Raw genomic sequence first — 24,772 nt, 5'->3', positions numbered from 1 at the left:
ATTATTAACTCAATATAACTTTAAAAATTAAATAAAAAAACATCAAATTATAAAATTGATGTTAAATTTAGAAGATTATATTAGTGTATTCTATTTTATCTTCTTCTTCAATTTTTTTCTCTTTTGTTTCAATGTTATCCTTAAGTTCAATCTCTTCTATATCTAATTTATCTTCAAAAGTAGTAGATTTTTGAATAATTTCCTCTTCACTTGGAAATCCATTTGCATACTTTGAGAATTTTTTTATCAGTGAGTTTAATTCATATCTTTTAAAAAACACTAGTAATTCTTGAGAAATACTAAATTTATATTTCATTTCAGGAAAGTCAAACGGAATTTCAACATCATAATTAAGAGTTGCTATATCTCTACATAATAGAGCTATTTTTTTATCCCTAATTAACTTCTCTTGAACTTTCCCTGTAATATCATTAATATTTTCGTAGACAGAATCAAGAGTAGTGTATTTTTCCAAAAGTTTATTAGCACCTTTTGCACCAATACCTTTCACACCAGGTAAATTATCAGAGGCATCTCCAACAATACCTTTCATATCAGGAACTTGATTTGGATAATGTCCTTCGAATTCAAAAAAGTTATCTTCAGTATATACCTTTAAATCCTTGACACCTTTATTATTGAATAAAATTTGTGTATTTTCATCTACTAATTGAAGCAAGTCCTTATCAGAAGAAAGGATTCTAACATTCATACCCGAATTACTAGCTTTTTTTGCTAATGTTGCTATAATATCATCCGCTTCTCAACCCTTTTGCTCATATCATTTAATTCCCATTTTAGCAATCATATCTTTTATTAGAGGAAACTGCTGGATTAATTCCTCAGGAGTCTTTGATCTTCCACCTTTATATTCAGGAAACAACTCATGTCTATTAGTTTTCTTAGCAGCATCAAAAGCAATCATAATATGACTTGGTTTTTCAGCGTAAATTATATTACTTAACATATTATTCATTGAAAGAATTGCATTTGTAGGAATACCATCTGACGTTGTCAAAATACCCCTTGGGGACATAGCTGTTGCATAATAACCTCTATAAGTTAAAGAATTCCCATCTATTAGTAAAAGTTTATTCATGTGTTTCCTTTCAAGGTTTCTCTAAAATATAACTCTTCTTATCATTAAACATTTTAGATTTAATTCTTGCTATATAAACATTTTTTGGTTCATTATTTTTAATGAATTCTCAAATTCTATTGAATACAGTGAATTCTATCTTATTAGTAGAATCGTGTGCAAGAACAACGGCAAATGATTTACCATTCTTATCTCTCTTTTTGTATATTCTATCAACATAAATAGCAACTTCTACTATTTCTTCATTTTCTAAATCAACTATTTTTTGTTCAGTTACATAAGGATCTGTAAAAAATACATTGTAATTAAATCCTAAATATTTATTCTCTGAAATAATTTCTGCCTTTATATTTCTTTCACTTTTAATAGTTTTAGGTTTTGATATTAAATTAAAATCCAATATTTTTTCCTTTTCTTTTTTAATTGTGATCATATCCGCATATCTAATTGCAGAAGGCAGTGTATCTAACAGTGATTGCATATGCCCAAATTCACGCAATGCATTTGAAGCAATAAGTGTTTGTATTAGGGAGTCTCCAAGTTTGGCAAGTTTAACCCTTGCAACAAAGTCAAAGAAGTCTTTGAATCTACCATTAGCTATTCTTTCATCCAATAATTTTTTAGATGCAACACTACCAAATCCCTTTATTAATCTTAGTGGCATGTATATTTTTTTAAGTTTATTGTAAACTTTTTCCTCCGAAAGATTAATATCAGGAGCAACTACTTCAATACCTTTTCGTTTTGCTTCATTAACATAGTTCATAACTGATTTTTGTGAATCCAATGATGCATTTAATAATGATGTATAAAATTCTAAAGGAAATCTTGCTTTTAGGAATGCCATTCTATAAGAAATAACTGCATAAGCAACAGCATGGGATTTATTAAAACCATAAGAAGCAAATGATTCAATTGTTTTATAAACCTTTTCTATTTGTTCTGGCTTTTGTCCTTTGCTTAGCGCACCATTAACAAAAGTATTTTTCAATCCTTGAATTAAATCAATTTTCTTTTTACCAATTGCTCTACGAAGAACATCAGCTTGACCAAATGACATTCCCGCAAACTCTTGAGCAATTTGCATTATTTGTTCTTGGTAAACTATTATTCCATATGTTCTTTTTGTTATCATATCAAACTCTTTAGATATAGATGGGACTTTTTCTTCACCTTTTTTTCTTTTTGCATATGTTTTAATAAATTCCATTGGGCCCGGTCTATAAAGAGAAAGAATCGCTGTTATATCATGAATGCCAGCAACACCAACAGATGCCAATGTATTTTTCATACCATAAGATTCTAATTGGAAAATACCATTAGTATCTATATTAGATAAAAGCTCATTAGTTAATTTATCATTTAATTTAATTTTTTCAAGAACGAGATTTCTTTGGTAATTATTAAATACTTCTTTTTGTATATCTTGTATTATTGTCAAGTTTCTTAATCCAAGTATATCTATTTTAAGTAATCCATTTGATTCCATATAGTCCATTGAATATTGTGTTTGATTATAATTATTTATACCTTGTATTGTAGGGACAAGATCATGAATTTCCTCACTTGAAAGAACAACACCCGCAGCATGTGTTCCATGGTTACGCGGCAAACCTTCAATACTCTTGGCAGTTTTGAATAATTCCTGCATTCTTTCATCTCTATCAATGTGAGCTCTAAATGATGCCACTTTTTCATAAGTTGAAGTTAGTGTTTCACCAAGCCCAATCATTTTTGAAAGCACATCAACTTCTCTTGGTAAAATTCCCATTGACCTTGCAGAATCTCTAAGGGCCATTTTTGCACCTAATCTTGAGAAAGTAATAATAAGAGCAGTTCTGTTAGCTCCATATTTATTAAACATATATTCAACAACTTCATCTCTTCTACTATCTTGAATATCAATATCAATATCTGGCATAGTAACACGTTCTGGATTTAAAAAACGTTCAAAAAGTAATTCAAATTTGATCGGATCAATATCTGTGATTCCAAGAATATAAGAAACTAACGAACCGGCAGCTGAACCCCTACCTGGACCTACTGATATGCCTTGTTCTTTTGATCATTTAATTAAATCTCAAATAATTAAGAAATAATCAGAAAAACCAAGACTTTCAATAATTCCAACTTCATATTTAATTCTTGTTAAATATTCCTGTTCCTTAACGTTATCTTTTAATCTATCTTGAATATTTTCTTTGATAATTTGTTTTAGGTATTCAGATGCAGATATTTTATTAGGAGTAGGAAACTCAGGTAGCACACTTTTAACTTTTGGAAATTTAACATTACACAATTCAGCAATTTTAATTGCCTGTTTAATTGCATCATTCGATATGTTTTTTGGTCTACATGTATATTCTTCCTCATTAAATTCCTTTTGTTTTGATTCTTTTATGTAATTCAAAGTTGATAAAGCTTTGTTTTCATTTTTATTCATTATTTTTGAATCAATAACAGCAACCCCATTAACATGTTCACCGTGTTGCAATCCAACAAAGTAATTATGAATTTCTAATTCATTACCATTTATTGCGTAATTACCTTTTGTTGGGTGATCTATTATAAATAAGTCTTTAACTGGTATATCCTCAACTCTAATTTCTTCACCTCTAACTTTTTTAGATGATAGTTTCATAAGATCTAAATAACCATCATGATTTTTAGCAAGTAGTATCAATCTAAAATCCTGTACATCTAAATCTAAACCAATAATTGGTTTTATGTTGTTTTTTTGACATTTTTTAACAAATTCAGCAACCCCATACATAACATTGTGATCTGTAATTGCAAGAGAAGATAATTCGTTGTTTTTTGCATACTCAATTAATGAATCAATTTTAATAGTTGATTCAAGTAAAGAATATTCTGTATTTGCGTGTAAATTAATATATTTTGACATAACTATATTCTAACAAATATAAATGACTATCCATTAAATAAAGGACCACAATAAATAAATACAAAAAACATTTTTTAGTTTTATTCAATTTTCAATTGGTAATAAAAAAACCAAAAATTGGTTAAACAAAATTATTTATTTTTATATACTAGTTTTTCAGTCTCATAAGCATCCATGCATTCTTTTTCTAAATCAATTAAATTAGAAATTTCTTCTTCCAATTTATACGCTTCTTGTGGCGTTGGTTTTGTAACTGGAGCTTTAGGTGCAAATAACTCACAAGTTTCAGAAGCAGGAATAATTGAAATTTCGTATGTCCCAATTTTAATTCCTTTATTAATAGTATCGATTTTATCTGCTGTTAAAATTGGTCTTAATATAGGTAATGTAGCTTGTTCTTGAATTGTGTGCATTGATTCAAGAGTTTGCGAAGCAACTTGGCCAATATTCTCACCATTAGAAACTGCTAAATAACCACGATCTTCAGCCATTTTAGAGGCTATTCTATAAAATGATCTTCTCATTAAAGTTATTTTATAAGATTGTTTGGAAGTTAACCCAATTGTATGCATTAAATTTGTATAGTTCAATCTATGTATATATGATTTTCCTTGGTATTTATTTAATAATTCAACAATTTGAGTAACTTTTTCTCTTGTCTTGTGATCCGTGAAAGGAGGAGTTATAAAAGAAAGATAATCAACATGAAGCCCACGTTTCATCAATTCAAAGGCAGCAACAGGAGAATCTATTCCACCCGAGATAAGGTGTAGAACTTTTCCATTAATACCTGTAGGATACCCTCCAAGACCTTGAGTTCTCTCACAAAAAATGTATGATTTCCCGTTTCTAATTTCAACTTCAACTTTCAAGTCAGGATTTTTTACATTTACTTGTAGTTCAGTATTTTTTAAAACATGACCACCAAGATGCATATTTAATTCACCAGAAGACATATCAAATTTTTTCCAGTGTCTTCTTGCTGCAATTTTAAATGTTTTAGCTTCTGTAAATTTTGAAACCAGTTTTAAGACAGCTTCCTCAATTGACTCTATTTCAGTTTTAACTTTTATTACTGGAGAATAAGAAGAAATACCAAATATCCTTTCCAATCCTTTCATATTTTCCTTTGAATATTCTAAAAACATCCTATCAAAAAGAACCTCAGGTTCAACACCCATAAGTTTTTTCATATTTCTTTCAAGTTGCCTAACAAATGACATCTTATTTTTCCCCTTAGTTGATAATTCACCAAATCTAATTAATATTGTTTCGTACATTTTTACTTCCTTTTCCTTTTTATATTTAATAGTTCTTCAATAGCATCAATTGCAATTCTCAACGATGATGCATATTCCCCAGCAAGATACTGCTTCTCTGCTTGAACTAATGATATATTAAGTTTAGCATTCATAGCTCTATTTGGTGCAAATTCTTTAATAAGGTTTCTAACCATTCGTGCCATTGCAATTTTTCCACCCACCACTTTATAATATGATGTTACATTTTCGATTAATCTTCTAACTTGTTGTTTAGCTACATTTGAGTTGAACGGTTCATTTGTTAGTGTGGTTTTAAGTAATACTTTTGTTTCTTCAATATCCTGCAGTTGTTGCTCTTCAGCAATTGATAATAAAATATTTTTATCTATTACTTTAGCTCTTAATGAAATTAATGCATGTTCTACTTGCATAAATTGATTTTGAACAGTTCTTTTTGCAATATCATCTCTTCAAATAAGTTCATAAATGCTATTCATTAATTTAATTGCCGATATATTTTTATTTAATAGAATTTTCATTCTAGATAATTTTGATGTGTAAGGTATGTTTTTATCTTTCATTAATTTAGAAAATGACATTGCGTTTTCATCTAGATCAGCAATCTCAAATTTCAAGCTTCTCATAATATCCATCATTTCCACTGATAATCTTGTCCCTGATTGTGGCATTTTCTTAACTTCTTTTCTTATTTGTACAAATTGCTTCATAGTTTTTAAAACAAGATTCTGAACATTAATAAATTCATTAACAAAAATATTTCTTGACTTTATTTCTGAATTAATCATTCTTTCTATAGCTTTAATATTTTTAATGATAAAAATTATTTCTTTTTTAGATTCCTCTAGTCTTAATTCTAAAAAATGTGATTTAGCAGTTTCAAAATTATTCGCCATTCTTCTTATAGATGCATGGAAATCAATGTGAGATAAATCTACTTTTAATTTGTTTTGTGCATGATTAAACAAAACAATAAGTTTTTTAATGAATTTTGGTATTGCGCCATATAAAGTAGCTTGTATTTTTGGACCTTCATTAATGATAATTCCAAATTGAATTATATCCTCTCTAAGCTTCTCAATTATTTCCGAAGCACTCCTTGTTTCACCTGATTGAATTAGAGAATCAAATTTTCTTGTTCTGCCAGCAATACGCTTGTTTAAAATATCTATTTTCCCAGAAATTTTATCCAATGTAATTCTTTTCTTACTATAACTACTACTAATTGTTCTAGTTTTTTCTCTAAAAAGTGAAACTTCATTTCTCAAGAATTCTTCTTGCTTTAAAATATTATTAGCTTTCTTTTTTGAAGATGCAATTTTTCTTGCAAATGTTTCATTTATAGTTTTAATTTTTTCTACTCTAATTTCAAATTCTTTTTGTCTTAATTTTAGATATCTTTTTTGGAGATCTAAAACATCTTTATTCATAAGTTTAAACATGCTCTCAATTGAATCAAACTCTTTAGATAAAATATCAAATAATTTTTCATATTTTTTATTGGATTTTGCTATTACGGAGATTCTTTGTAGCATTATCTCAACTCTTTTGATTCTTTCAGGCTCAATAAAAACTCTAATCTCGTTCATTTGATTAGCATTCTTTTTTTGCCTCATTAATCTCGTGATAAGCACTATTAATAAGGAAAATATGATTATTATGATGGGTATAGTAACACCCAATAAAATTAGTTTTCATGTTTGCATAGTTATATTATATAAAATTAGTGTAAAATATAAGAGCATATACAGCACTTAATTATTTATTTGTAAGCGTTGTCAACACAGGATTACTAGTAAGCTAGCTGAATGCCGAAACTATTTGTGTCAACACTCATGTAAAGAAATTAAGCCTTAGTTATGCATAAATTATATAATAAAAGAACTAAAGGAGATACTTATGGCAAGATATACAGGCCCAACATTTAAGAAATCAAGAAGATATGGTTTCTCAGTATTAGAAAACGGAAAAGAATTCGCAAAAGGTAAACAAAGACAAACAGCACCAGGACAACACGGAGCTAGAAGAGTTAAAATGTCTGATTATGGTTTACACTTACATGAAAAACAAAAAGTTAGATTCATGTACGGAATTAACGAAAAACAATTTAGAAAAACATTTGAAAAAGCATCTAAAATAAAAGGTGTTGCCGGGATTAACTTCCTACAAATGCTAGAAACAAGATTAGATAATGTTGTTTATAGAATGGGATTTGCTACAACAAGAAGACAAGCAAGACAATTAGTAAACCACGGACACTTTACTTTAAATGGTAAAAAAGCTGATATTGCTTCAATGCAAATTAAAATCGGTGATGAAATCAAACTTAAAGAAAAATCAAACAAGAATGTTCAAATTGTTGATTCATTAGCAACAAGAAAAATTGCTGAATGAGTTGAACTTGATAAAACTACTTTCTCAGGAAAACTTACAAGACTTCCAGAAAGAAAAGAACTTAATTCAGAAATTAATGAAGCTCTTATCGTTGAATACTACTCAAAATAATAATTTATTTCAAAACATTGTTAATGCAATGTTTTTTTTATTGCTAAAATTGCATAAAAAAAATGCCAATAACATTGACACCTCTTTATTTTCTTAATGCAAGGAAATAATTTTTCTTACCTCTCCTAATAATTGCAACCTCATCATTGAATGCTGAAGGTATTTTTGATGTTTCAGATTCAATTTTGATTCCATTAATGGTAATCGCACCATTTTTAATAAATTCTCTAGCTTCTCTTTTTGAAGATACTGATTTTGACTCTATTAAGAAATCAATAATTTCATTAGAAAAGGTTTTTTCAGTTGGAATAGTTCCTTCTAATTGTTTTATCTCATTTATTGATAAATCAGCTATGCTTTGCTTACCAAATAATGATTCTGAAATTCTAACTGCACTTTCAAAATCTTCTTTACTATGAATGTTACCAATTATCACACTGGCAAGAACTTTCTGAGCTTTACGTTTAAATGGAGCTACAGAGTGTTCGCTAATAATTGTTTTAATTTCTTCTTGTGAAAAGTCAGTCAATCATTGCAATAGTTTTTCAACATCAGAATCCGAAGAATTTAATAAGTATTGGTATAGTCTGTAAGGTGAGCACATATCTTTTGAAAGTCATAATGCTCCACCACCTGTTGACTTACCGAATTTTTTACCATCAGAACCAGTTAATAAGTTAGTTGTCATTCCGACCGCAAGATTTTTATCACCTAGTGTTTTTCTGATAATTTCAATTCCTGAAGTTATATTACCTCACTGATCCGATCCACCAACTTGAATCATTACATTGTGCTCTTCATAAAGTCTTTTAAAATCCCACCCTTGAAGTAATTGGTATGAGAATTCTGTAAATGATATACCTTGTTCAAGTCTTGATTTAACAACTTCTTTACTTAACATGTAATTAATATTTAATAATTTACCGGCGTCACGTAAGAATTCTAAAATATTCATATCTTTATAAAATTCATAGTTATCTATAACTTCAATTCCAAATGACTCCAATTGCTTTCTAATAGCAGACTTATTTTCCAATAATGCATTTGAAGATAATAAATTTCTTTCTTCAGATCTTCCTGATGGATCACCAATCATTCCTGTTGCTCCTCCAATAACAGCAATTGGTTTGATTCCATGTTTTTCAAATCTTTTTAAAATAGAGATTTGCACATAATTACCCAAGTGCAATGAATACGCAGTTGGATCAAAACCAATATATACCCTTGCTCCCTTTGGTAATTTAGCAAGTTTTTCTTCGTTTGTGATATCTTTTAGGATACCTCTTTCTTTTAATTCTTTAATTAATTTCATAATTAAATTGTATAGAAAAATAGCCTGTTTAAGACTATTATTTTACTGCTGCTCTTAATTTTGAAATTATATCTTTTTTCCTATCAGAAGATTTAATTTCAACTTTCATTTTTTTAGCTTTTCTCTTTAATTGTGCAATCGTCATTGTCTCATAATTGTCAGTAAAGTGTTCAGCAGTTTCTATTTGAGTTCTAATTTCTCTTATTTTTTTAGAAGCAACTTTAATCGCCTCCTCTGTAACATCACCAACTTTTTTAGCATCAACTTTTGCGATTGTTTCTTTTACTTCATTGACACCTTTTTGGACATTTTCCTTAATTTCATCAGATTTAATAGAATCCATATTCATTACTATCTCTTCTAATTTATTAAATAATTCATTTACCACAGGGGTAATGTTATCTATTTGTTCCTTAAGTTTTTTCTTTGTATCAGCGCCCTCTTCAGAATTTAGATGAACCCCAAAAGCTGTAGCGCCCACTAATAATAAAAATGTACTAAGTTTCATTATTTACCCCCTTTCTTATTTTTTCCGTCTTTTTCGCTAAGAGCAAGTTCTTTTAATTTTTCGGCCATTGAATAGATTGTTTCTCTGTTTCTTGAAACTAATTTTATGGCTGATTTAACATTTTTCTGAGCAACAACCTCGAAAATATCTAAATAATTAGATACTTTAGAAATTGTTTCAACAGTTGAATTTAATGTTTCAGATTTATATGTTATATCTTCGACAAGATAATCTATTTTTTTATAAGTTATAGCCATTCTTCTAAAGGCTGTAATCGCATAAAATATAGCAACTATCAATAAAATTGCAGCAACTATTCCTATAATGACTAGTGCAGATGTTTTGACATCCATTCAATACCCCCTTTTTACTTCTATCTATATATTAAATTCTTCTCCTGCATTTTGTTTTTCAACAATAAATGCACCATTTGTTTTTTCAATACCTAATGTTTCTCCGCCACAAAGCATTCCTTCGGAATTAATACCCATAACTTTAGCAGGTTTAATAATTGTTCCAGATGGCAAAATTGCCCCAAGTTTTGCAACAACTATTTTCTTACCTTCAATTGAGTTTAAAGTATTTGTTACAATTGTTAATTCTGAATCTGTTTTTACTTTTAATAAAAATAATTTGTCAGACTTAGGATGTGGTTTTCTTTCTAAAATTTCACCTACAACAAACATTGATGTTGTATTTAAATTTGACAAATCAACCCCTAGTTCATTTTTAATACTTGTAATAATTTCATGTGTTAAACTTTGTGCACCCACTTTTAATGTTAAAAATGAAGAGGCATTTTGAATATTGATTCCCACGACTTCGTCTTTCTCCTTAATTAAAGAATATTTATCGTTTTTTTCAATACTAATTTTTTCTTTGTTAGAGTCCTTGAATCAAATAATTGCTTGATCTTGCAAGGATTTTTTATTTCAATATAGTAAAGCCATATATATATTATATATATAATGAGAAATATGAACTAATTATTATATTAATATTCTTTAAATTGTTTATAATTGATTTATGAAATTAGGAATAATAGTAGATTCTTCTACAGGACTTACAAAAAAAGAAGTTAGTTCAAGGGGCTGAGGTTTTGTTCCATTGCACGTTTTTTTGAATGAACAAGATTTCGCAGATGGTATTGAAATCACAACTGAAGAAGTGTATCAAAAATTAAATTTGGACACAAACGTTAGAACTTCGGCTTCTTCACCTGCTGAGATTTTGGAATTATTTGAGGCGATGTCAAGTAAATATGATCATGTGATTGTTTATGGTCTTTCAAAAGAACTTTCTTCTCAAACTAGTAATTTAACATTATTTTCAAATGATTTTGAAAATATTCATGTAATTAACTCTCTTGGATTATCGCAAATAATAGTTTCTGAGTGTGAAAGAGCACAAAGACTTGCAAAAGAGGGCAAGGAAATTGAGGAAATAGTTGAATCATTAAGAAAAAATACAAAAGGCTATGAAGCTTTGTTAATACCTCATTCTTTAGATTGATTAGTTAAAGGGGGTAGAGTTAATTCAACAGTTGCTACAATGGCATCAATGTTAAAGATAGTACCCATAATTAAATTTAAAGATGGAAAACTTGATAGGCATGGTAAGGGTAGAATATTTAGTAAAACTCTTGTCAAAGTGACAAAGGAAATTATCGAAAGATTTGATGGTGAAGAATATGATCTTTATGCATTACACGCTGGTAATAAAATGATAGATGAACATATTAACAATTTAGAAAGTATTACTAATAAAAAAATAAAAAAATTATTTTTCCCTTCAACTATTGCTCTACACGTTGGTTTAGAAGCAATAGGTATATTAGCAATTTACAAATAGGCATGTCCTATTTTTATTTTGAAAAAATGGCATAAAAAAATGGCAGGGGTGACAGGACTTGAACCCACAACATGCCGGGTTGAAGCCGGCTGTTCTACCAATTGAACTACACCCCTACGTATAGTGCTATATAATTATAGAATAAAAAAGCACTTTTTAAAAAATATTTTATAAATAAAAAATAAAAAACCGCTATTTAGCGATTTTCTCAAATTCTTCTATGATATCTTTAACTGTTTTTTCTTTAAGGCTAGTTATTACATCATCACTTAATTCTGAACCTATTTTTCCTTCAGCTTCCATTATTAAATCCATTAAATCTAATGAATCAATACCAAGTTCAGAAATTTTAGTATTTTCTGTAATTTTAATTTTTGTCGCTTTTTTTAAAGCTGCAATGATTTCTGTTTTAATATTCATAAAATTATTATACCAATTTAATAGCTTAATTCCATTTTATAAATTTTTTCAAGAGTTTGCATATTTTTTTGTTTTCATGTAAATTTAACATCAACACTTTGATCGCTATTTTTTAAAACATCAACCTTTATTTCACCCTTTGTTGTTTTGATCCTCATAAAAATAATTTTTATAAATTTAGAAATCATATTATCGTCAATAATTGGTTTTTGATTTTTTACTCTTATATAATCATAAACTTCATCAAATGAAACTTGTGGAAATATACTTTCAGATTTGTATATTTTTTTGCTGACTGAAATGTTATCTCCTTTAGTAACTTCAGTATCTTGCTTTTGACTTTTCTTGTTAGATTTGTGATTTAAAGAATAATAAATGGATATACCAATAACAGATGCAACAATTGGACTGCCAACAAATATATAACTTAAGTATCTCCTCATTATATTTTTCCTAATTGTTCAAGACTTAGTGTTCCATTAATTATTTTTTCCATACCTTTTCCCTCAACTTTGAAGCTGCATATTTCAGTTCCAAGAGAGGTCTTTGGACTTGAGATGGTCAATTTAACTTGACCTTCATTTTTGTCTAAAAACTTTTTATTAAAAATATACTTCCTATATAGTGAGATGTTTTCAAAAGCCTTGTTCGGACTAAATTTTATTCTCGGATAGAACTCACCTTTCGCATTTCATGGAAAAATATAGCCATCAGTTGCATCAACACCAACACCAACTTTTGTAGACTTGCTTTTATAATCATAGTAAGTATCACCTTGAATTTTTATTCTTCCTGCGTATGAGTATTCTTTTTTATACATTTCTTGAGCATCTAAAGATTTTACAATATCTGGATTCATTGAGTCTTTGTCTACAGGCAAAACTTTTATTGAAGATTTAGAGTCATTAAAAAGGTTTTCCATTTTACCACTATGATAATCAACCATTCTAGATGTATGTATTGGATCTAGAATAGTGTTTATGGTGTAAATTGATCATTTATCTGTATGTGTGATATTTTTTAAAGTGTCATTAGCTTCATAGATATCATATAAATTCTTTATTATTCTTCCATTATTCTTTATTGGTTTTAGGAGCATATAGTTGTACATATTGCGTTGTCTAAGTTGTAAACTATTTAAATCCATATTAAAACCAAATGAAAAATCAATTGTTGATATCCCTTTCAATTCAACACCCTGACCTTTATCTATTATATCCTCACCTTCGAATGATGAGTGAGATTTCATTCCAAAAGAGACCTTATGGGTAGTTTTGTAAAATGTATTCTCAAAATAAATATTTATTGAACTAAGATTTTCAATTCTGGAATTTTTACTACTTAAAATATTCTTTCCGCTTATCTTATAGAAACCTGCAGTTGATTCATATTTCGCTAATTTTTCAATAGGTAGTAATTGATCATTTATTTCTATAGCCTTGATAACAAAATTAGATTTTTTACGAAAACTATTAAAAAACCAAATTTCTATATCGTTAGTTCTTAAATCTCTTTTTATACTTAAAACTATTTTATTTAAAGTTAAAATAGGAGTCCTTATTTTTAATTGCTCTTCAAATTTATTATTTCATAAATCTTTTTCATAACCATTTGTAGATACACTTGTGGAAAATTCCATTTTTTCTTCAAATGTTTGTAATTTATTTTTTTGAATAACTTTATCATTTAAAATAATTGGTATCATTTTTCACCTCCATATATATGTAGCTCTTATGAGAGAAAAAAGTAAAAAAATAAACCAACAAGTAGTTTATTCTTTAATCATTATTTTAAATCTTTAAATTTATTTTGTATTTTTTGAATCTATTTTCAATCTCTTAGCATTTTTATCTTGTAATCCTTTGATACCTCAATTAATTGCAGGTGTAATTAGGAATATTGATAGCATTGTTAAGAATATAGCAATCTCAGTTAAGAAACTAGCTGGTTTTGTTGAAGCAAATAACCCTCATGAAGAATTCGCATGTGGTGTTTTTGCAACATCTATTATATAGTGACCAATCAATAAGTATATAATCGCGATTGCAGTTCCGGTAACAGCGATAATAGCTGATGAAAAGAACATAATATTATTTATTTTCTTATTATTAAATTTCTTTCTCTTAAATAAGTAGAAAGTAATAATAATTGAGTTAATACCAAAGAAGAATAATGTTGGGAAGTTTGAGAATCCATCGTATAAGTAATCTTGACCAATGATGGCAGATGGTATACCAGTAATTAATATTCAGAAAAGACATGAAATAGCAATGTATAAAATTGTAGTTTTCTCTTTTCCTATTTTTTCTTTTAATTTCTTTGTTCCAACAAAAGTATCGTTTTCAACTTCATTTTTAAATACAACAATCATCCCAGCAGTTAAACCATTAATAACTCCCAATGTTGAAATCAATATAAATGTATATATCGTTGTTGTCATAGCATCAGCACTTGATTTTGGTAAAACATTATTAATCAATCCTTGAATAGAACCTGAATTGTGTAGAATTGATGATAGTGCAATTAATGTATATAAAATTATAATTGAAGACATACCTAAAACTATAATAATCGGAACTTTTTTCTCTCCTTTTTCAACTTTATTTGTTAAAGATGCAACAATCATAAATGCATCATAAGCAAATAATATAGCTGGTAAAGCAACTATCAATCCTTTAAAAGTAAATGAGTTATTAAGGAACGCATTACTTCCTCCCATATGATTTGTAGTTGGTAAAACAATACCAAGTATAACAGCTAAAATAAGTGGAATAAATTTTAAAATCGTAGTAATTTGTTGAATTATTCCAGATGTTTTAATACTTATATAATTTATAGCAATCATAATAACAGTGATTAATAATCCTATTATTAGATGTCCGTAAATAGGAATCTGTTTAATTGCACCACTTGCGATAATTGGTTGCAATAACATTTCAGATCCAAATATTCCTAAAATAGCAGTAAGTCCTGCAATATAGAAAAAGGCATAGTTAAATCTAACAAATTTACCAAATTTTTCTCCAACTATATCCTCACTTCACCCCGGTAAACCAATTGATTTTGATTTAGTTTTAAGGGTACCAATTTCAGAAAACGAAATCGCCGTTGCACCTGCAATGATACCACCAATGATTCATGCCATTAACCATGTAATACCTTCACCATTAGTTGCTCTAGATATGGAACCATTCTTAAAGAATATACCAATACCAACAACTGTTCCAATTAACATCGTTAACGCTGCAAAAAATCCAATTTTTTTTGCATTTTTTATTTTCATATAACCTTCTTTCTTTTTTTCTTTTTAATTTAATTTTTATTATAAAAATAACTAACCCTTTTATACAGGTTAGTTTAAGAATGAACATAATAATTTATTATCAACAAAACAACCCGTAATTAAACTTTTACAGGGCGTTTCCTGTAATTAACACATAAAATAAAATACGACTTTGTTCCAAATTAATTTTTTCATAACAAATAATTTATAACATATTTCTAACCGTATTTTTTTACTAAAAAAGCTATAAATTCCTATCAAAACATTTTTAAATAATAAAAAAAGATTGTTTTTTAATAGAATAGCACTATTTTTTAAAGACATTTTATATTTTATAGATTGGTAAAAATATTCATATATTTTATTTAAATTATTATAGTATTTTAAAATGAGTGGATTGGATGCAATAAATTCAATAAATCTTTTAATGAAAAAAATGTCCTTTACCTAACTAAATATTCTTAAATATATATAATGTGTTGAAATTCTTATTATGAAAGTTTTTTGCTTTAAATTTTGATATAAAAAATGCAAACCATAATGGTTGCATAATTTATTATTTAATAATTACTATTTTTCTGTTTCTTTAACATCACCTTTAATTGGCCCGTTATCTTGTGAAGCATTTTCTCTCATTTGATCTGCGAATGCTTTAGCTTGAGATTCAATTTGATCTAACTTAGTTTTAAGTTCTTCGATTTTATTTTCTTTTAGTAATGTTTTAAATTCTTCAATTTGTTTTTCTGTTTCTTCTTTTTGTTTAGGATCAACTTTATCACCTTGTTCTTTAAGTCCTGTTTCTAATTGATTAATTAGTGATTCAGTACGGTTACGAACTTCAACTTCTTCTTTTCTTTTTGCGTCTGCTTCTTTATTAGTTTCTGCTTCTTTAACCATTCTTTCGATTTCTTCTTCTGAAAGTGATGAAGAATTTTCAATTGTGATTGTTTGTTCTTTCTCTGTTTTTTTATCTTTGGCAGTTACTTTTGTAATACCATTAGCATCAATTGAGAATGAAACTTCAATTTGAGGAACACCTTTTGGAGCTGGTTCAATACCTGAAAGATTAAATTGTCCAAGACGTTTATTATCACTTGCCATTGGTCTTTCACCTTGTACAACAGAAATTGTTACTGCATCTTGATTATCCATAGCTGTAGAAAATACTTGAGATTTAGTTGTAGGGATTGTTGTGTTTCTTGGGATAAGTGCAGTAGCAACTCCACCCATTGTTTCAATTCCAAGTGTTAATGGAGTAACATCCAATAATAGAACATCATCGATATCACCAGCAAGAACACCACCTTGAATTGCAGCACCAAGAGCAACAACTTCATCAGGGTTAATTGAACGGTTTGGTTTTTTACCAAGCACTCTTTCAACTAATTCTTGAACTGCTGGGTTACGTGTTGAACCACCAACTAATAGAACTTCATCAATTTCTGATGCTGATAATTTAGCTTCTTTCAAGGCATCTTCAATTGGTTTTCTTGTTCTTTGAACTAAATGATCTGTCATTTTTTCAAAATTAGCTTTTGAAAGAGATTTTTCAAAGTTTAATGGTCCAGCTGATGTCATTGCTAAGAATGGTAATGAAATTGTTGTTTCATTAACACCTGAAAGTTCAATTTTAGCTTTTTCCGCTGCATCTTTAAGACGTTGTAATGCCATTTTATCTAATTGAACATCTGCGTGTTCTGCTTTAATTTCTTTTTCTAATCACTCAACGATTGCTTCATCTCAATCATCACCACCAAGTTTGTTATCTCCAGATGTTGAAAGTACTTCAAATGTACCATCAGCTAAATCAAGAACTGAAACATCAAATGTTCCACCACCTAGGTCATAAACAAGAACTTTTTGTTCCTTATCAGTTTTATCTAAACCAAAAGCTAGCGCTGCAGCTGTAGGTTCATTAATAATTCTTTCTACATTCAATCCAGCAATTTTACCAGCATTTTTTGTTGCTTCACGCTCCGCATTATTAAAGTATGCAGGAACAGTAATAACAGCTTTAGTTACTTTTGTACCTAATTTTTTTTCAGCATATTCTTTCATATAACCTAGAATCATTGCTGAAATTTCTTCTGGTGTGTATTCCTTACCATTTGCCTTAACTTTTTTTGATGTACCCATCAAACGTTTTACAGATGCAATTGTATCTGGGTTTGTTTCCATTTGTCTTTTAGCAACTTCACCAACAATGATGTCGCCATTTTTAAATGATACTACTGAAGGTGTAGTTCTTTTCCCTGTTGGGTTTTCAAGAACTTTTGGTTCTTTATCCTCAATTACAGAAACAACTGAATTTGTTGTCCCTAAGTCAATTCCTAAAATAATTTCTTTTGCCATAATGCACTCCTTTATTTACCTATTACCACTACTGCGGGTTTTAATATTCTGTCATGATGTTTGAAACCTTCTTTTTTGATTTCAATAACTTTATCTTTAGATCCTTCTTTTTCAATAGAAGAAATAGCTTCCATTGTTTCTGGATTAAACGCTTCATCAATTGAAGGTACAATTCTTAATAAACCATGTTTTTCCATTATAGAGTCCATTTGTTTTAATAACATTTGGAAACCAACAACATAATTTTGAACATCTTGATTACCTTGTTTTGCGCCAAAATCTACAGCAATCGCAAGATTTAATCAAGGTTCCACTATCTCTTTAAAGAATTTTGAATTTGCATATTTTTTAATATGCGTTATTTCTTGTTCTTGCTTAGCTTTATGCTCATTTTTAAACTCTTCAACTTTTTCTTTAGCTTTAGCTTGGAAAGTATTTGCTTGAGCCATAAATGCTTGTTCAGCTTTAGCATTTTCTTGTTTTAAGTTTAATATTTGAATTTCAAGATTTGAATTCCTTGTTTTAAGTAATTCTAATTCTTTTTTTAGTTCTTTAATCTTATTTTTATCTTGTGATTTGCTATTTTTTGACTTACTCTTATGATCGCTTCTTTCACAATTTATTTCTTTACACTCTTCCTTATTCTTTTTACACTCTTCAACTTTTTGTTTTCCAGTTGTTTTAGTGTTATTGATGTTTTCTTTTTCGTTTATTTTCTTTTCTTTGTTATCTGACATACTAATATCATAACATATTTTAGCATTCTTTGCAACAAAGTGCTAAAAATCAAAAATAAAATAAAAAAAACACCATGCCTTTATCATTATTTATAGTGAGAAATATAGATAAATTTATTAGTGAATTAATTATGTTAGTAGTCCTATAGTTATATTTTATGTATTGTTTTATTTAATTACTTTTCTTTTTTAGGTTCAGATTTCATTTTGCATTCTTCTTTTGCTTCATCTTTTGATTCATTTTTACAACAATCTTCATGATTTGACACAATTACCTCCTTTTTTATAATAATAATTACAATTTCATTTTACACCCGTTAATACCGAAAAATGTCTAATGATATACAAAATTAACTTTGATTAAGATTGTTACCATTAATAATTGATAATAAAAAAACACAACGTGTTAATTAATCTTCTATGAAAACTGCTTCAGTAACAAATTCAATAAAAACTTGATCCTTATTATTAATTTTTGCATACTTTCCATTTGCACTTTTATATTCCTTAAACTCTTCTTTTACTATCTTAACAGCTTCTTTTGCTTGTCTAGACACTGATTTAAACTTAAACAATGAAAGCATAGCTGTTAAAAATCCAGTTATTGCGGTAATGATTGCCATTGATAAAAAACAATTTCTAGCCCATTGTCATTCTATGCCACTATAAGGTGGATTTTTAAGTGTTAGCATTGCTCAAAGGTTAAGTAAAACTAACAAAGCAGTTAATATAAATATAGTTCCATTGATAATTGTGAAGTTTATTTTTGATTTCCTATATTTATTATTAAATAAGTTCCAAACACCTAAAATACCCTCATCTTTTTTAAGGACATCAATAATTTTTTGTTTATTCATTATTTTGTACCCTTCTTCGTCTTCTTAATATTTGTTTCTAATTGCTTAAGTTCATCACTTATTTCACCTATAGCATCATGATTACCATAAATTTGTGCTACTCTTGTATACAAAATCATTTCTCTATTTTTTACACCTTCTTCATATAAGCCGGCGTTATTAATGAATAAAGTAACTTGACCCAATATTTTTTTATAAATATCTTTTGCTTGCTGATATCTACCTTTTATAACAAAGAAGTTAACAAAAGATGTAACCATCACCGTTATTGCAGATACCCCAGTTGTAGTAAAGAAAAATCATGTCGGTTTTTTACCACCATAAAGTAAAAGAGAAAACACTAATGCTGTTAATATTGCAATTGAAGCAGCAGCTAAAGCAACTGTTAAATTTAAAATTATAAAAATAATTCTAAATATGATCATTTCTTTCTTAGCTTTATTTTTGCGAGAGTTAACATATTCAATTGGATTACTATGTAGTGCATATATAGATATTTTATTCATCTTTATCTCCGATTAATGCAGAGAAAAATATTTTTCATCTACTTTGTTTCTTTTTAACTTTGAAGATTTCCAATAAATCTTTTTTGATTTGAACTTTGAGAATTTTTGCCTTCTCTTTTTTATCTCTAATATCGTAAACCCCTATATTATTTGAGAATTTCATATATTCATTTTGAATAGTGTCAATAGCACTTTTATATTTATGATCTTGCTTCATATTTTGATAAAAAGCTAATACAAACCCCATTATAAATAAAATTATAGTTATTAGACAAACCAGTGAAGCAGGAAGCATGGCATTATTATCACCACCTTTTTTAGCAATACCTACCAATGCAATAACTGCAATAGTAACAACTGCAATATTACATAAAGCAATTAGCAAAGTGATGATAGACCAAGCTAACCTAGAATTTCTTTTTATTTTTTCTAGTTTTACAAGTTCACGTTTAACAAAAAAGTTTATACCTTTTTTTTGATTCATATCGTTGTCTTCAACGTTTATTGTTTCCACCATTAATCTTCTCCCTTTTCACCATTAACTAATTCATCAAGCAATGATAATATTGGTAAGGCTTTATCATAGTCAACTCTATTTGGACCAATGATTGAAATTTCTGTTGTACCTTTACCTACTTTTATTTTTTTGGAAATTAATGCTTGACTGTCAGTGATTGAAATCTTCAGTGATTGGTCATCATCATCAGCTTGTTCTTCAATTGATTCTCAAATAGATTTATTTTCAAGTCTTTCCATAATTTTAAATAATTTTTCTGGGTCTCTAAATTCTGGTTTTTTAATAATATTAGTTCGACCATATACATGCGAAGTTTGTTTAGTATGAAAATCAAATACCTTTGTAATCATTTCTTGTATAACAAATTCATAATCCTTAATTTCATCCGCAATAAATTGAGATAGAGTTTCAGTTTTAATAGCAAGACTTTTTAAAGGCGTGTTAAACAATCTATCTTTTAAAATTCTAACTGCAATTCTAACATCACTTAATTGTGCTCCATTTTTTACACTTACAAGCTTTGATTCAACTCTACCTGTAGAAGTAACAATAACAATAGTTGCATTTTGTTCATTTAAAGGTACAAATTGAATTGATTTACATAATTCATCTGATTCATCTGATTTTGTAACCAATGTAAGGTCTGTAATAGTTGATATAGCCTCAACAGCTTCTTCAAGAACTTGTTCAATACCCATAGTTCTCTTTGCAAAAATAATTTTTAGTTTCTTTTCTATATCTGAAGAAACTCCCCCATGTTTTGACATTCTTGCATAAAACATAAAACCTTGTGAAGAAGGTATACGTCCTGATGAAGTATGACATTTTTCTAAAAATCCTTCCTTTTCTAAAGTCGCCATTTCATTTCTTACTGTAGCAGGCGATACATTTAAATCAAATTTTGTAATAAGTGAAGAAGACCCGACTGGTGTTCCACTTGATATGTATTCTTTTGTTATTAAAAGAAGGTACTCTTGTTGTCTTTTTGTTAATTTATTCATACATATATTATATATTAATACAAGATAAATTAGCACTCATCAATCTTAGAGTGCTAATTTATATTTTTTATCCAATAGTTTACTAACTATATTCAAAACAATATATAATATTTATATGAAAAATTTAAGTGTAACAATAGAGATCCAAAAGGGGTCAAATATTAAATATGAATACGACAGAGCGAAAGGTAAAATTGTTGTAGATAGAATTTTAAGAGATGGATTTGTTTATCCAGCTAATTATGGTTTCATTTCAGAAGCCCTAGATTGAGATGGAGATGAACTAGATGTATTAGTTTACTCAGACGAAACATTCCAAGCAGGTGTTGAAGTTGAAGCAAGAATCATTGGAGCAATGAAAATGATTGATGATGGCGAAACTGATACAAAATTAATTGCAGTTCACGCTGATGATTATAGACTTGCAAATATTGAATCAATGGATGACTTACCAAAAGAATGGTTAAAAGAAGTTGAAACATTCTTTACAACTTACAAAAACTGAAAACGTGAAGGTATTACTTCAGTTGCTGGTTTCGAAGGTAAAGAATGAGCTAAAGCTGAATATGAAGAATGTGTTGAGCTAATGGAAAAATACGGAAAAATGGATAAAAAAGAATTCATCGCTAAAATGATGAAAGAACATCCAGAAAAATACGTAGCTTAATTAAATAAAACTGTGCATTGTACAGTTTTTTCTTTGCTCCAAATTGATAAATTTTATCCCCTTTAAAATATGTTTTAAACTTTAAAGCAAAGTAAACTTTTACCTTGTAATATTGTTTTTTAATAATGCTTTCAATATAATTAAAAGTAAAAAAAGATACTATTAATAGCATCTCTTATTATTTACAAACTTTTAAACCAGCAACAATTATTGCTCCAAGACCAACATGCATTGTAATTACAGTTGGAAGAGAAATAACTTCTGCTTTTTTACCAATTAATCCTTCAATTGCTTCAACATGTCTATCTAATTCTGGATGAGAAGTATGAAGTATTAATAATTCATATTCTTCTCCCTCGAAATGGGATACAATATCTTTTGCACCTTTAAGTACAGTCTTGTTAAATGTTCTACCTTTTCCATGTTTGGTTAACTCGCCATCATAAAACTTAATCATAGGAATTATTTTTAGCATATTTGCCATTGTGGCAACATTTGATTTAACTCTACCACCTTTAACAAGTCAATCAAGAGTTGAAGGAATAATAACTGCTAAAGCATTATTTTTAGTATCTTCTAGAGCATCCATTATTTCATTTATATCTTTTCCTTCACTTGCAAGTTTTAAAGCGAATTCTGCACCCCTTGTTGCTTGAAGAGACATTGAATGCGATTCAAATACATGAATGTTTTCAAATTCTTTAGAAAGCATCAAAAGAGATGAATACTGACCTGAAAGTTTAGTTGATAATGGATACACAATTACATGATCATATTCCTTTGACATTTTTTCAAATTCAGCTAAAACATCAGATGGGGATGAACATGAAGAACGTGTATCTGTATCAATCGTTAATATGTCATAAACTTCATCAGCAGTTATATCTCTACCTTCTGCATAATCTTTACCATCCAAAAATATATGTAGAGGCAGATAACCTCATTTTTTTTCTCTTGCTTCCTTTTCCGATAATCCAGAAGTAGAATCTACAATAATACCTAATTTCATAAAAGAATTATACTATGATTTTATTTTTTTATTAATTAATATCACTATTTATAATTTGTTAATAAGTTATTTGATATAAAAAAATAATCCCTTATAAGTCAAGGGATTAAAATCATTGCTTGATTAAATTATTTAATAAATTCTTCAATTTTATCTGCGGTATTTGCAATATGTTTTGCCTCACCTTTTGAACCATAAAAATCATTATCATCATAACCAAAATTAAACACGGCATATTGATCTGTTAATTCTTTTAATCCTTTTGATTCTAATATATGTTCAATAAATGTTATTGGTGTTATAGTTTTTTGTCTTTCAAGAATTTTGTTCAACATTTTCTCACTTTCAAGTTGATTCAATACTTTTTTCATTAAATTAAGTTTAATATCATAAACAAAATCACCAACAGTACCAACTGGTTTATCATTTTTAAAATCAATTGATATTGTACCGTCTTTATGATAAGTACCTCCATAAACGTTTTCAGGATCTTGTGAAGTTATAACTGGCTTAAATAATTGACCATCAACAAATGTTGAATCAATATTTTTTACAACCTCAAATTCACCATCCTTAGAGATATAATCAATAGAATTAACAACTGTATTTAGTCATTCCAATACCGTTAATCTTGTTTTTAATTGATTTTGTTCTGTATCATATGGTAATTTCAATAATTTACCTAAGGTTGCAACTACTCTTCTTTCGAATTTAAGAGAAGCTGGAGTCAACTCTTTCATAAAGTTAAACATTTCACTTGATAAAACATTACCTGTTGCATCAACATATTTAAGTTCGACCATTATTTTCTTAGTTTCAGCTGGCAATTGTGCTCAAACAATAGGGTTGATTGGTGTGTTTTTAATCATAAGATTTTTAATCATCTTGTGCAAAGCAGGATAATCACCATTTAAAATTTCAGATCATCCATCAAGGTTTAACAATATATTTGCAGCATGTGGTTTTGAGTCTCCAACACTTATCTGATCTCTTGATTTCATAAATCATTCTTCAGATTTAATTTCTTTATTATTTTCAGGATTTTTAAACTTAATCTTTGAATCTAAAGATTTGAAATCTTTTTGCATATCAGCATTTTTAAATAGAGATTCATATTTAGTTTTTCTATCTAATTTATTTGCATACATATCTCCAAATAAAATTGCAGCTAACGATAATTGTAGTGTTGATGCAGAGGCAAATGTTGAAATACCCTCTTTATTTGCAAGTGTATATATTAAAGCAGCTTTTGCAGCATCATCTTTATTATTTGAAATTGATTCAGCATTATTTTCAAAATATGAAATTGCATTCTCCATATCAGAACTCTTTTTAAATTGAATAGTTCCAGCTGTAATAGTTCCAAGACCTGCCACAGAAGCAACTGCTGCTATTGATGATATAGCAACAGCTGTCATCGTACCATTTGATTTTGTTTTTTTTATTTTACTTTTAACACCTGCAATTATTCAAATTGAAATAATTGACAGTAAAACAATAAATGCTATTGCAATACCAGCTATTGCAATACCTGTTGAATTACCGAAAAAAGCTTGACTTTGCTTAGCTATTCATAGAATAGTTTTTTCATTAACACTATATTCAGCTTTTTGAGTATCAATAACATTTTTTGCATTAACAATAAATACTATACCCATTATCAAAGCAATACTTGCAAAAACCAATCCAATAATCGAAGCTATAATTACTATTTTCTTTTTATTCATGTTTTCTCCTAAAAAAGTTTTAAATGGTTTACCAAGCAAACCTTTATACAAAAATAATTTTATCATAAAAAAGAGGTAAAAAAATAACCTAAAAAAGCGTTACAGTCAAATATAAAAAAATAAGTTGCTATTTCTATATATATTAGGATAAAAAATTAAGACACACTCAAAGTGTTGGACATCATGCGAGAATATTCGTATGGTGTTTTATTATCCAAACATCTTTGAACTCTAAT

At 28.2% G+C, this 24,772-nt stretch carries 23 protein-coding genes and 1 tRNA gene; 3 read left to right on the top strand and 21 right to left on the bottom strand.

The genetic code is table 4. The annotated features are described in order from the left end of the window. Nucleotides 1–67: 67 nt before the first annotated feature. From C4B24_RS02610 to C4B24_RS02595, 4 genes are all read right to left on the bottom strand, one after another. Entirely contained in the window at nt 68–1,099 is a 1,032-nt protein-coding gene (locus C4B24_RS02610) for a 5'-3' exonuclease (RefSeq protein ID WP_131599075.1), read from the bottom strand. After that, nucleotides 1,092–4,004, bottom strand: a complete 2,913-nt coding sequence (gene dnaE / locus C4B24_RS02605) for a DNA polymerase III subunit alpha (RefSeq protein ID WP_131599074.1) — start codon at nt 4,002–4,004, stop codon at nt 1,092–1,094. Before dnaE ends, C4B24_RS02610 begins: the two co-directional genes overlap by 8 nt. Nucleotides 4,005–4,135: 131 nt before the next feature. Then, nucleotides 4,136–5,284 carry a tRNA uracil 4-sulfurtransferase ThiI gene (gene thiI / locus C4B24_RS02600; RefSeq protein WP_131599072.1) on the bottom strand — a complete coding sequence of 383 codons (1,149 nt, stop codon included), beginning with the start codon at nt 5,282–5,284 and terminating at the stop codon, nt 4,136–4,138. Nucleotides 5,285–5,286: 2 nt separating this feature from the next. Continuing rightward, nucleotides 5,287–6,990: a septation ring formation regulator EzrA gene (locus C4B24_RS02595; RefSeq protein WP_168388332.1), complete on the bottom strand. Its 1,704-nt coding sequence runs from the start codon at nt 6,988–6,990 to the stop codon at nt 5,287–5,289. A gap of 193 nt (nt 6,991–7,183) precedes the next feature. On the opposite strand from C4B24_RS02595, the gene rpsD reads away from it, so the two are divergent. After that, the gene (gene rpsD / locus C4B24_RS02590; protein ID WP_131599068.1) at nt 7,184–7,789 is read left to right on the top strand and encodes a 30S ribosomal protein S4; all 606 of its coding nucleotides are present in this window, start codon (nt 7,184–7,186) and stop codon (nt 7,787–7,789) included. An 85-nt stretch (nt 7,790–7,874) separates the two neighbouring features. Here the strand turns inward: rpsD and tyrS are convergent, their stop codons facing one another. Genes tyrS through tapR form a run of 4 tightly spaced genes read right to left on the bottom strand, consistent with a single transcriptional unit; the run spans nt 7,875 to nt 10,559 of the window. After that, nucleotides 7,875–9,101 carry a tyrosine--tRNA ligase gene (tyrS, locus tag C4B24_RS02585; protein WP_131599066.1) on the bottom strand — a complete coding sequence of 409 codons (1,227 nt, stop codon included), beginning with the start codon at nt 9,099–9,101 and terminating at the stop codon, nt 7,875–7,877. Nucleotides 9,102–9,138: 37 nt separating this feature from the next. Further along, nucleotides 9,139–9,609, bottom strand: a complete 471-nt coding sequence (locus tag C4B24_RS02580; RefSeq protein WP_131599064.1) for a hypothetical protein — start codon at nt 9,607–9,609, stop codon at nt 9,139–9,141. Next, nucleotides 9,609–9,962 carry a hypothetical protein gene (locus C4B24_RS02575; protein WP_131599062.1) on the bottom strand — a complete coding sequence of 118 codons (354 nt, stop codon included), beginning with the start codon at nt 9,960–9,962 and terminating at the stop codon, nt 9,609–9,611. Before C4B24_RS02575 ends, C4B24_RS02580 begins: the two co-directional genes overlap by 1 nt. Before the next feature lie 24 nt (nt 9,963–9,986). Beyond that, the gene (tapR, locus tag C4B24_RS02570; RefSeq protein ID WP_131599060.1) at nt 9,987–10,559 is read right to left on the bottom strand and encodes a TyrS-associated PheT N-terminal domain-related protein TapR; all 573 of its coding nucleotides are present in this window, start codon (nt 10,557–10,559) and stop codon (nt 9,987–9,989) included. Nucleotides 10,560–10,635: 76 nt separating this feature from the next. Between tapR and C4B24_RS02565 the strand changes: the two genes are divergently transcribed. Next, nucleotides 10,636–11,460: a DegV family protein gene (locus C4B24_RS02565; RefSeq protein ID WP_131599059.1), complete on the top strand. Its 825-nt coding sequence runs from the start codon at nt 10,636–10,638 to the stop codon at nt 11,458–11,460. Between the two features lie 40 nt (nt 11,461–11,500). Here C4B24_RS02565 and C4B24_RS02560 read toward each other — a convergent pair. The 11 genes from C4B24_RS02560 to hrcA all read right to left on the bottom strand — a co-directional run bounded on the left by C4B24_RS02560 (nt 11,501) and on the right by hrcA (nt 21,133). Then, nucleotides 11,501–11,576 (bottom strand) — tRNA-Trp (locus C4B24_RS02560). A gap of 76 nt (nt 11,577–11,652) precedes the next feature. Then, complete coding sequence (locus C4B24_RS02555; protein WP_131599057.1) at nt 11,653–11,880, bottom strand: acyl carrier protein; 228 nt, start codon at nt 11,878–11,880, stop codon at nt 11,653–11,655. A 17-nt stretch (nt 11,881–11,897) separates the two neighbouring features. Then, nucleotides 11,898–12,323, bottom strand: a complete 426-nt coding sequence (locus C4B24_RS02550) for an MHO_1590 family protein (protein WP_131599055.1) — start codon at nt 12,321–12,323, stop codon at nt 11,898–11,900. Next, complete coding sequence (locus tag C4B24_RS02545) at nt 12,323–13,585, bottom strand: MHO_1580 family protein (RefSeq protein WP_131599053.1); 1,263 nt, start codon at nt 13,583–13,585, stop codon at nt 12,323–12,325. Before C4B24_RS02545 ends, C4B24_RS02550 begins: the two co-directional genes overlap by 1 nt. 99 nt (nt 13,586–13,684) lie before the next feature. Next, nucleotides 13,685–15,163 (bottom strand): APC family permease, encoded by a 1,479-nt coding sequence (locus C4B24_RS02540; RefSeq protein ID WP_131599051.1) that lies wholly within the window; start codon nt 15,161–15,163, stop codon nt 13,685–13,687. Between the two features lie 570 nt (nt 15,164–15,733). Further along, nucleotides 15,734–17,515, bottom strand: a complete 1,782-nt coding sequence (dnaK, locus tag C4B24_RS02535) for a molecular chaperone DnaK (RefSeq protein ID WP_131599049.1) — start codon at nt 17,513–17,515, stop codon at nt 15,734–15,736. An 11-nt stretch (nt 17,516–17,526) separates the two neighbouring features. Continuing rightward, nucleotides 17,527–18,252 (bottom strand): nucleotide exchange factor GrpE, encoded by a 726-nt coding sequence (grpE, locus tag C4B24_RS02530; RefSeq protein WP_131599047.1) that lies wholly within the window; start codon nt 18,250–18,252, stop codon nt 17,527–17,529. Between the two features lie 410 nt (nt 18,253–18,662). Continuing rightward, nucleotides 18,663–19,109 (bottom strand): DUF4231 domain-containing protein, encoded by a 447-nt coding sequence (locus tag C4B24_RS02525; RefSeq protein ID WP_131599045.1) that lies wholly within the window; start codon nt 19,107–19,109, stop codon nt 18,663–18,665. Beyond that, entirely contained in the window at nt 19,109–19,615 is a 507-nt protein-coding gene (locus C4B24_RS02520) for a DUF4231 domain-containing protein (protein WP_131599043.1), read from the bottom strand. The genes C4B24_RS02525 and C4B24_RS02520 overlap by 1 nt, the downstream gene beginning before the upstream one ends. Continuing rightward, a complete protein-coding gene (locus C4B24_RS02515) occupies nt 19,608–20,132 on the bottom strand; it encodes a hypothetical protein (RefSeq protein ID WP_131599041.1) in 525 nt (174 codons plus the stop codon). The genes C4B24_RS02520 and C4B24_RS02515 overlap by 8 nt, the downstream gene beginning before the upstream one ends. Then, complete coding sequence (hrcA, locus tag C4B24_RS02510) at nt 20,132–21,133, bottom strand: heat-inducible transcriptional repressor HrcA (RefSeq protein ID WP_131599039.1); 1,002 nt, start codon at nt 21,131–21,133, stop codon at nt 20,132–20,134. The genes C4B24_RS02515 and hrcA overlap by 1 nt, the downstream gene beginning before the upstream one ends. Before the next feature lie 115 nt (nt 21,134–21,248). Here hrcA and C4B24_RS02505 point away from each other — a divergent pair, with 115 nt between their 5' ends. Next, nucleotides 21,249–21,800: an inorganic diphosphatase gene (locus tag C4B24_RS02505; protein ID WP_131599037.1), complete on the top strand. Its 552-nt coding sequence runs from the start codon at nt 21,249–21,251 to the stop codon at nt 21,798–21,800. 178 nt (nt 21,801–21,978) lie between these two features. On the opposite strand, the gene C4B24_RS02500 is transcribed toward C4B24_RS02505, so the two are convergent. Together C4B24_RS02500 and C4B24_RS02495 are read right to left on the bottom strand one after the other, a co-directional pair. Beyond that, entirely contained in the window at nt 21,979–22,809 is an 831-nt protein-coding gene (locus C4B24_RS02500) for a DegV family protein (RefSeq protein WP_131599035.1), read from the bottom strand. A gap of 128 nt (nt 22,810–22,937) precedes the next feature. Next, nucleotides 22,938–24,536, bottom strand: a complete 1,599-nt coding sequence (locus C4B24_RS02495) for a hypothetical protein (RefSeq protein WP_131599033.1) — start codon at nt 24,534–24,536, stop codon at nt 22,938–22,940. Nucleotides 24,537–24,772 lie beyond the last annotated feature (236 nt).

Origin of the sequence: Mycoplasma marinum (assembly GCF_004335975.1) — a bacterium.
Lineage (GTDB): Bacteria > Bacillota_I > Bacilli_A > Mycoplasmatales > Metamycoplasmataceae > Mycoplasma_K > Mycoplasma_K marinum.
The sequence above is the reverse complement of the archived record's forward strand: the minus strand, read 5'-3'. Positions and strand labels throughout refer to the sequence as shown.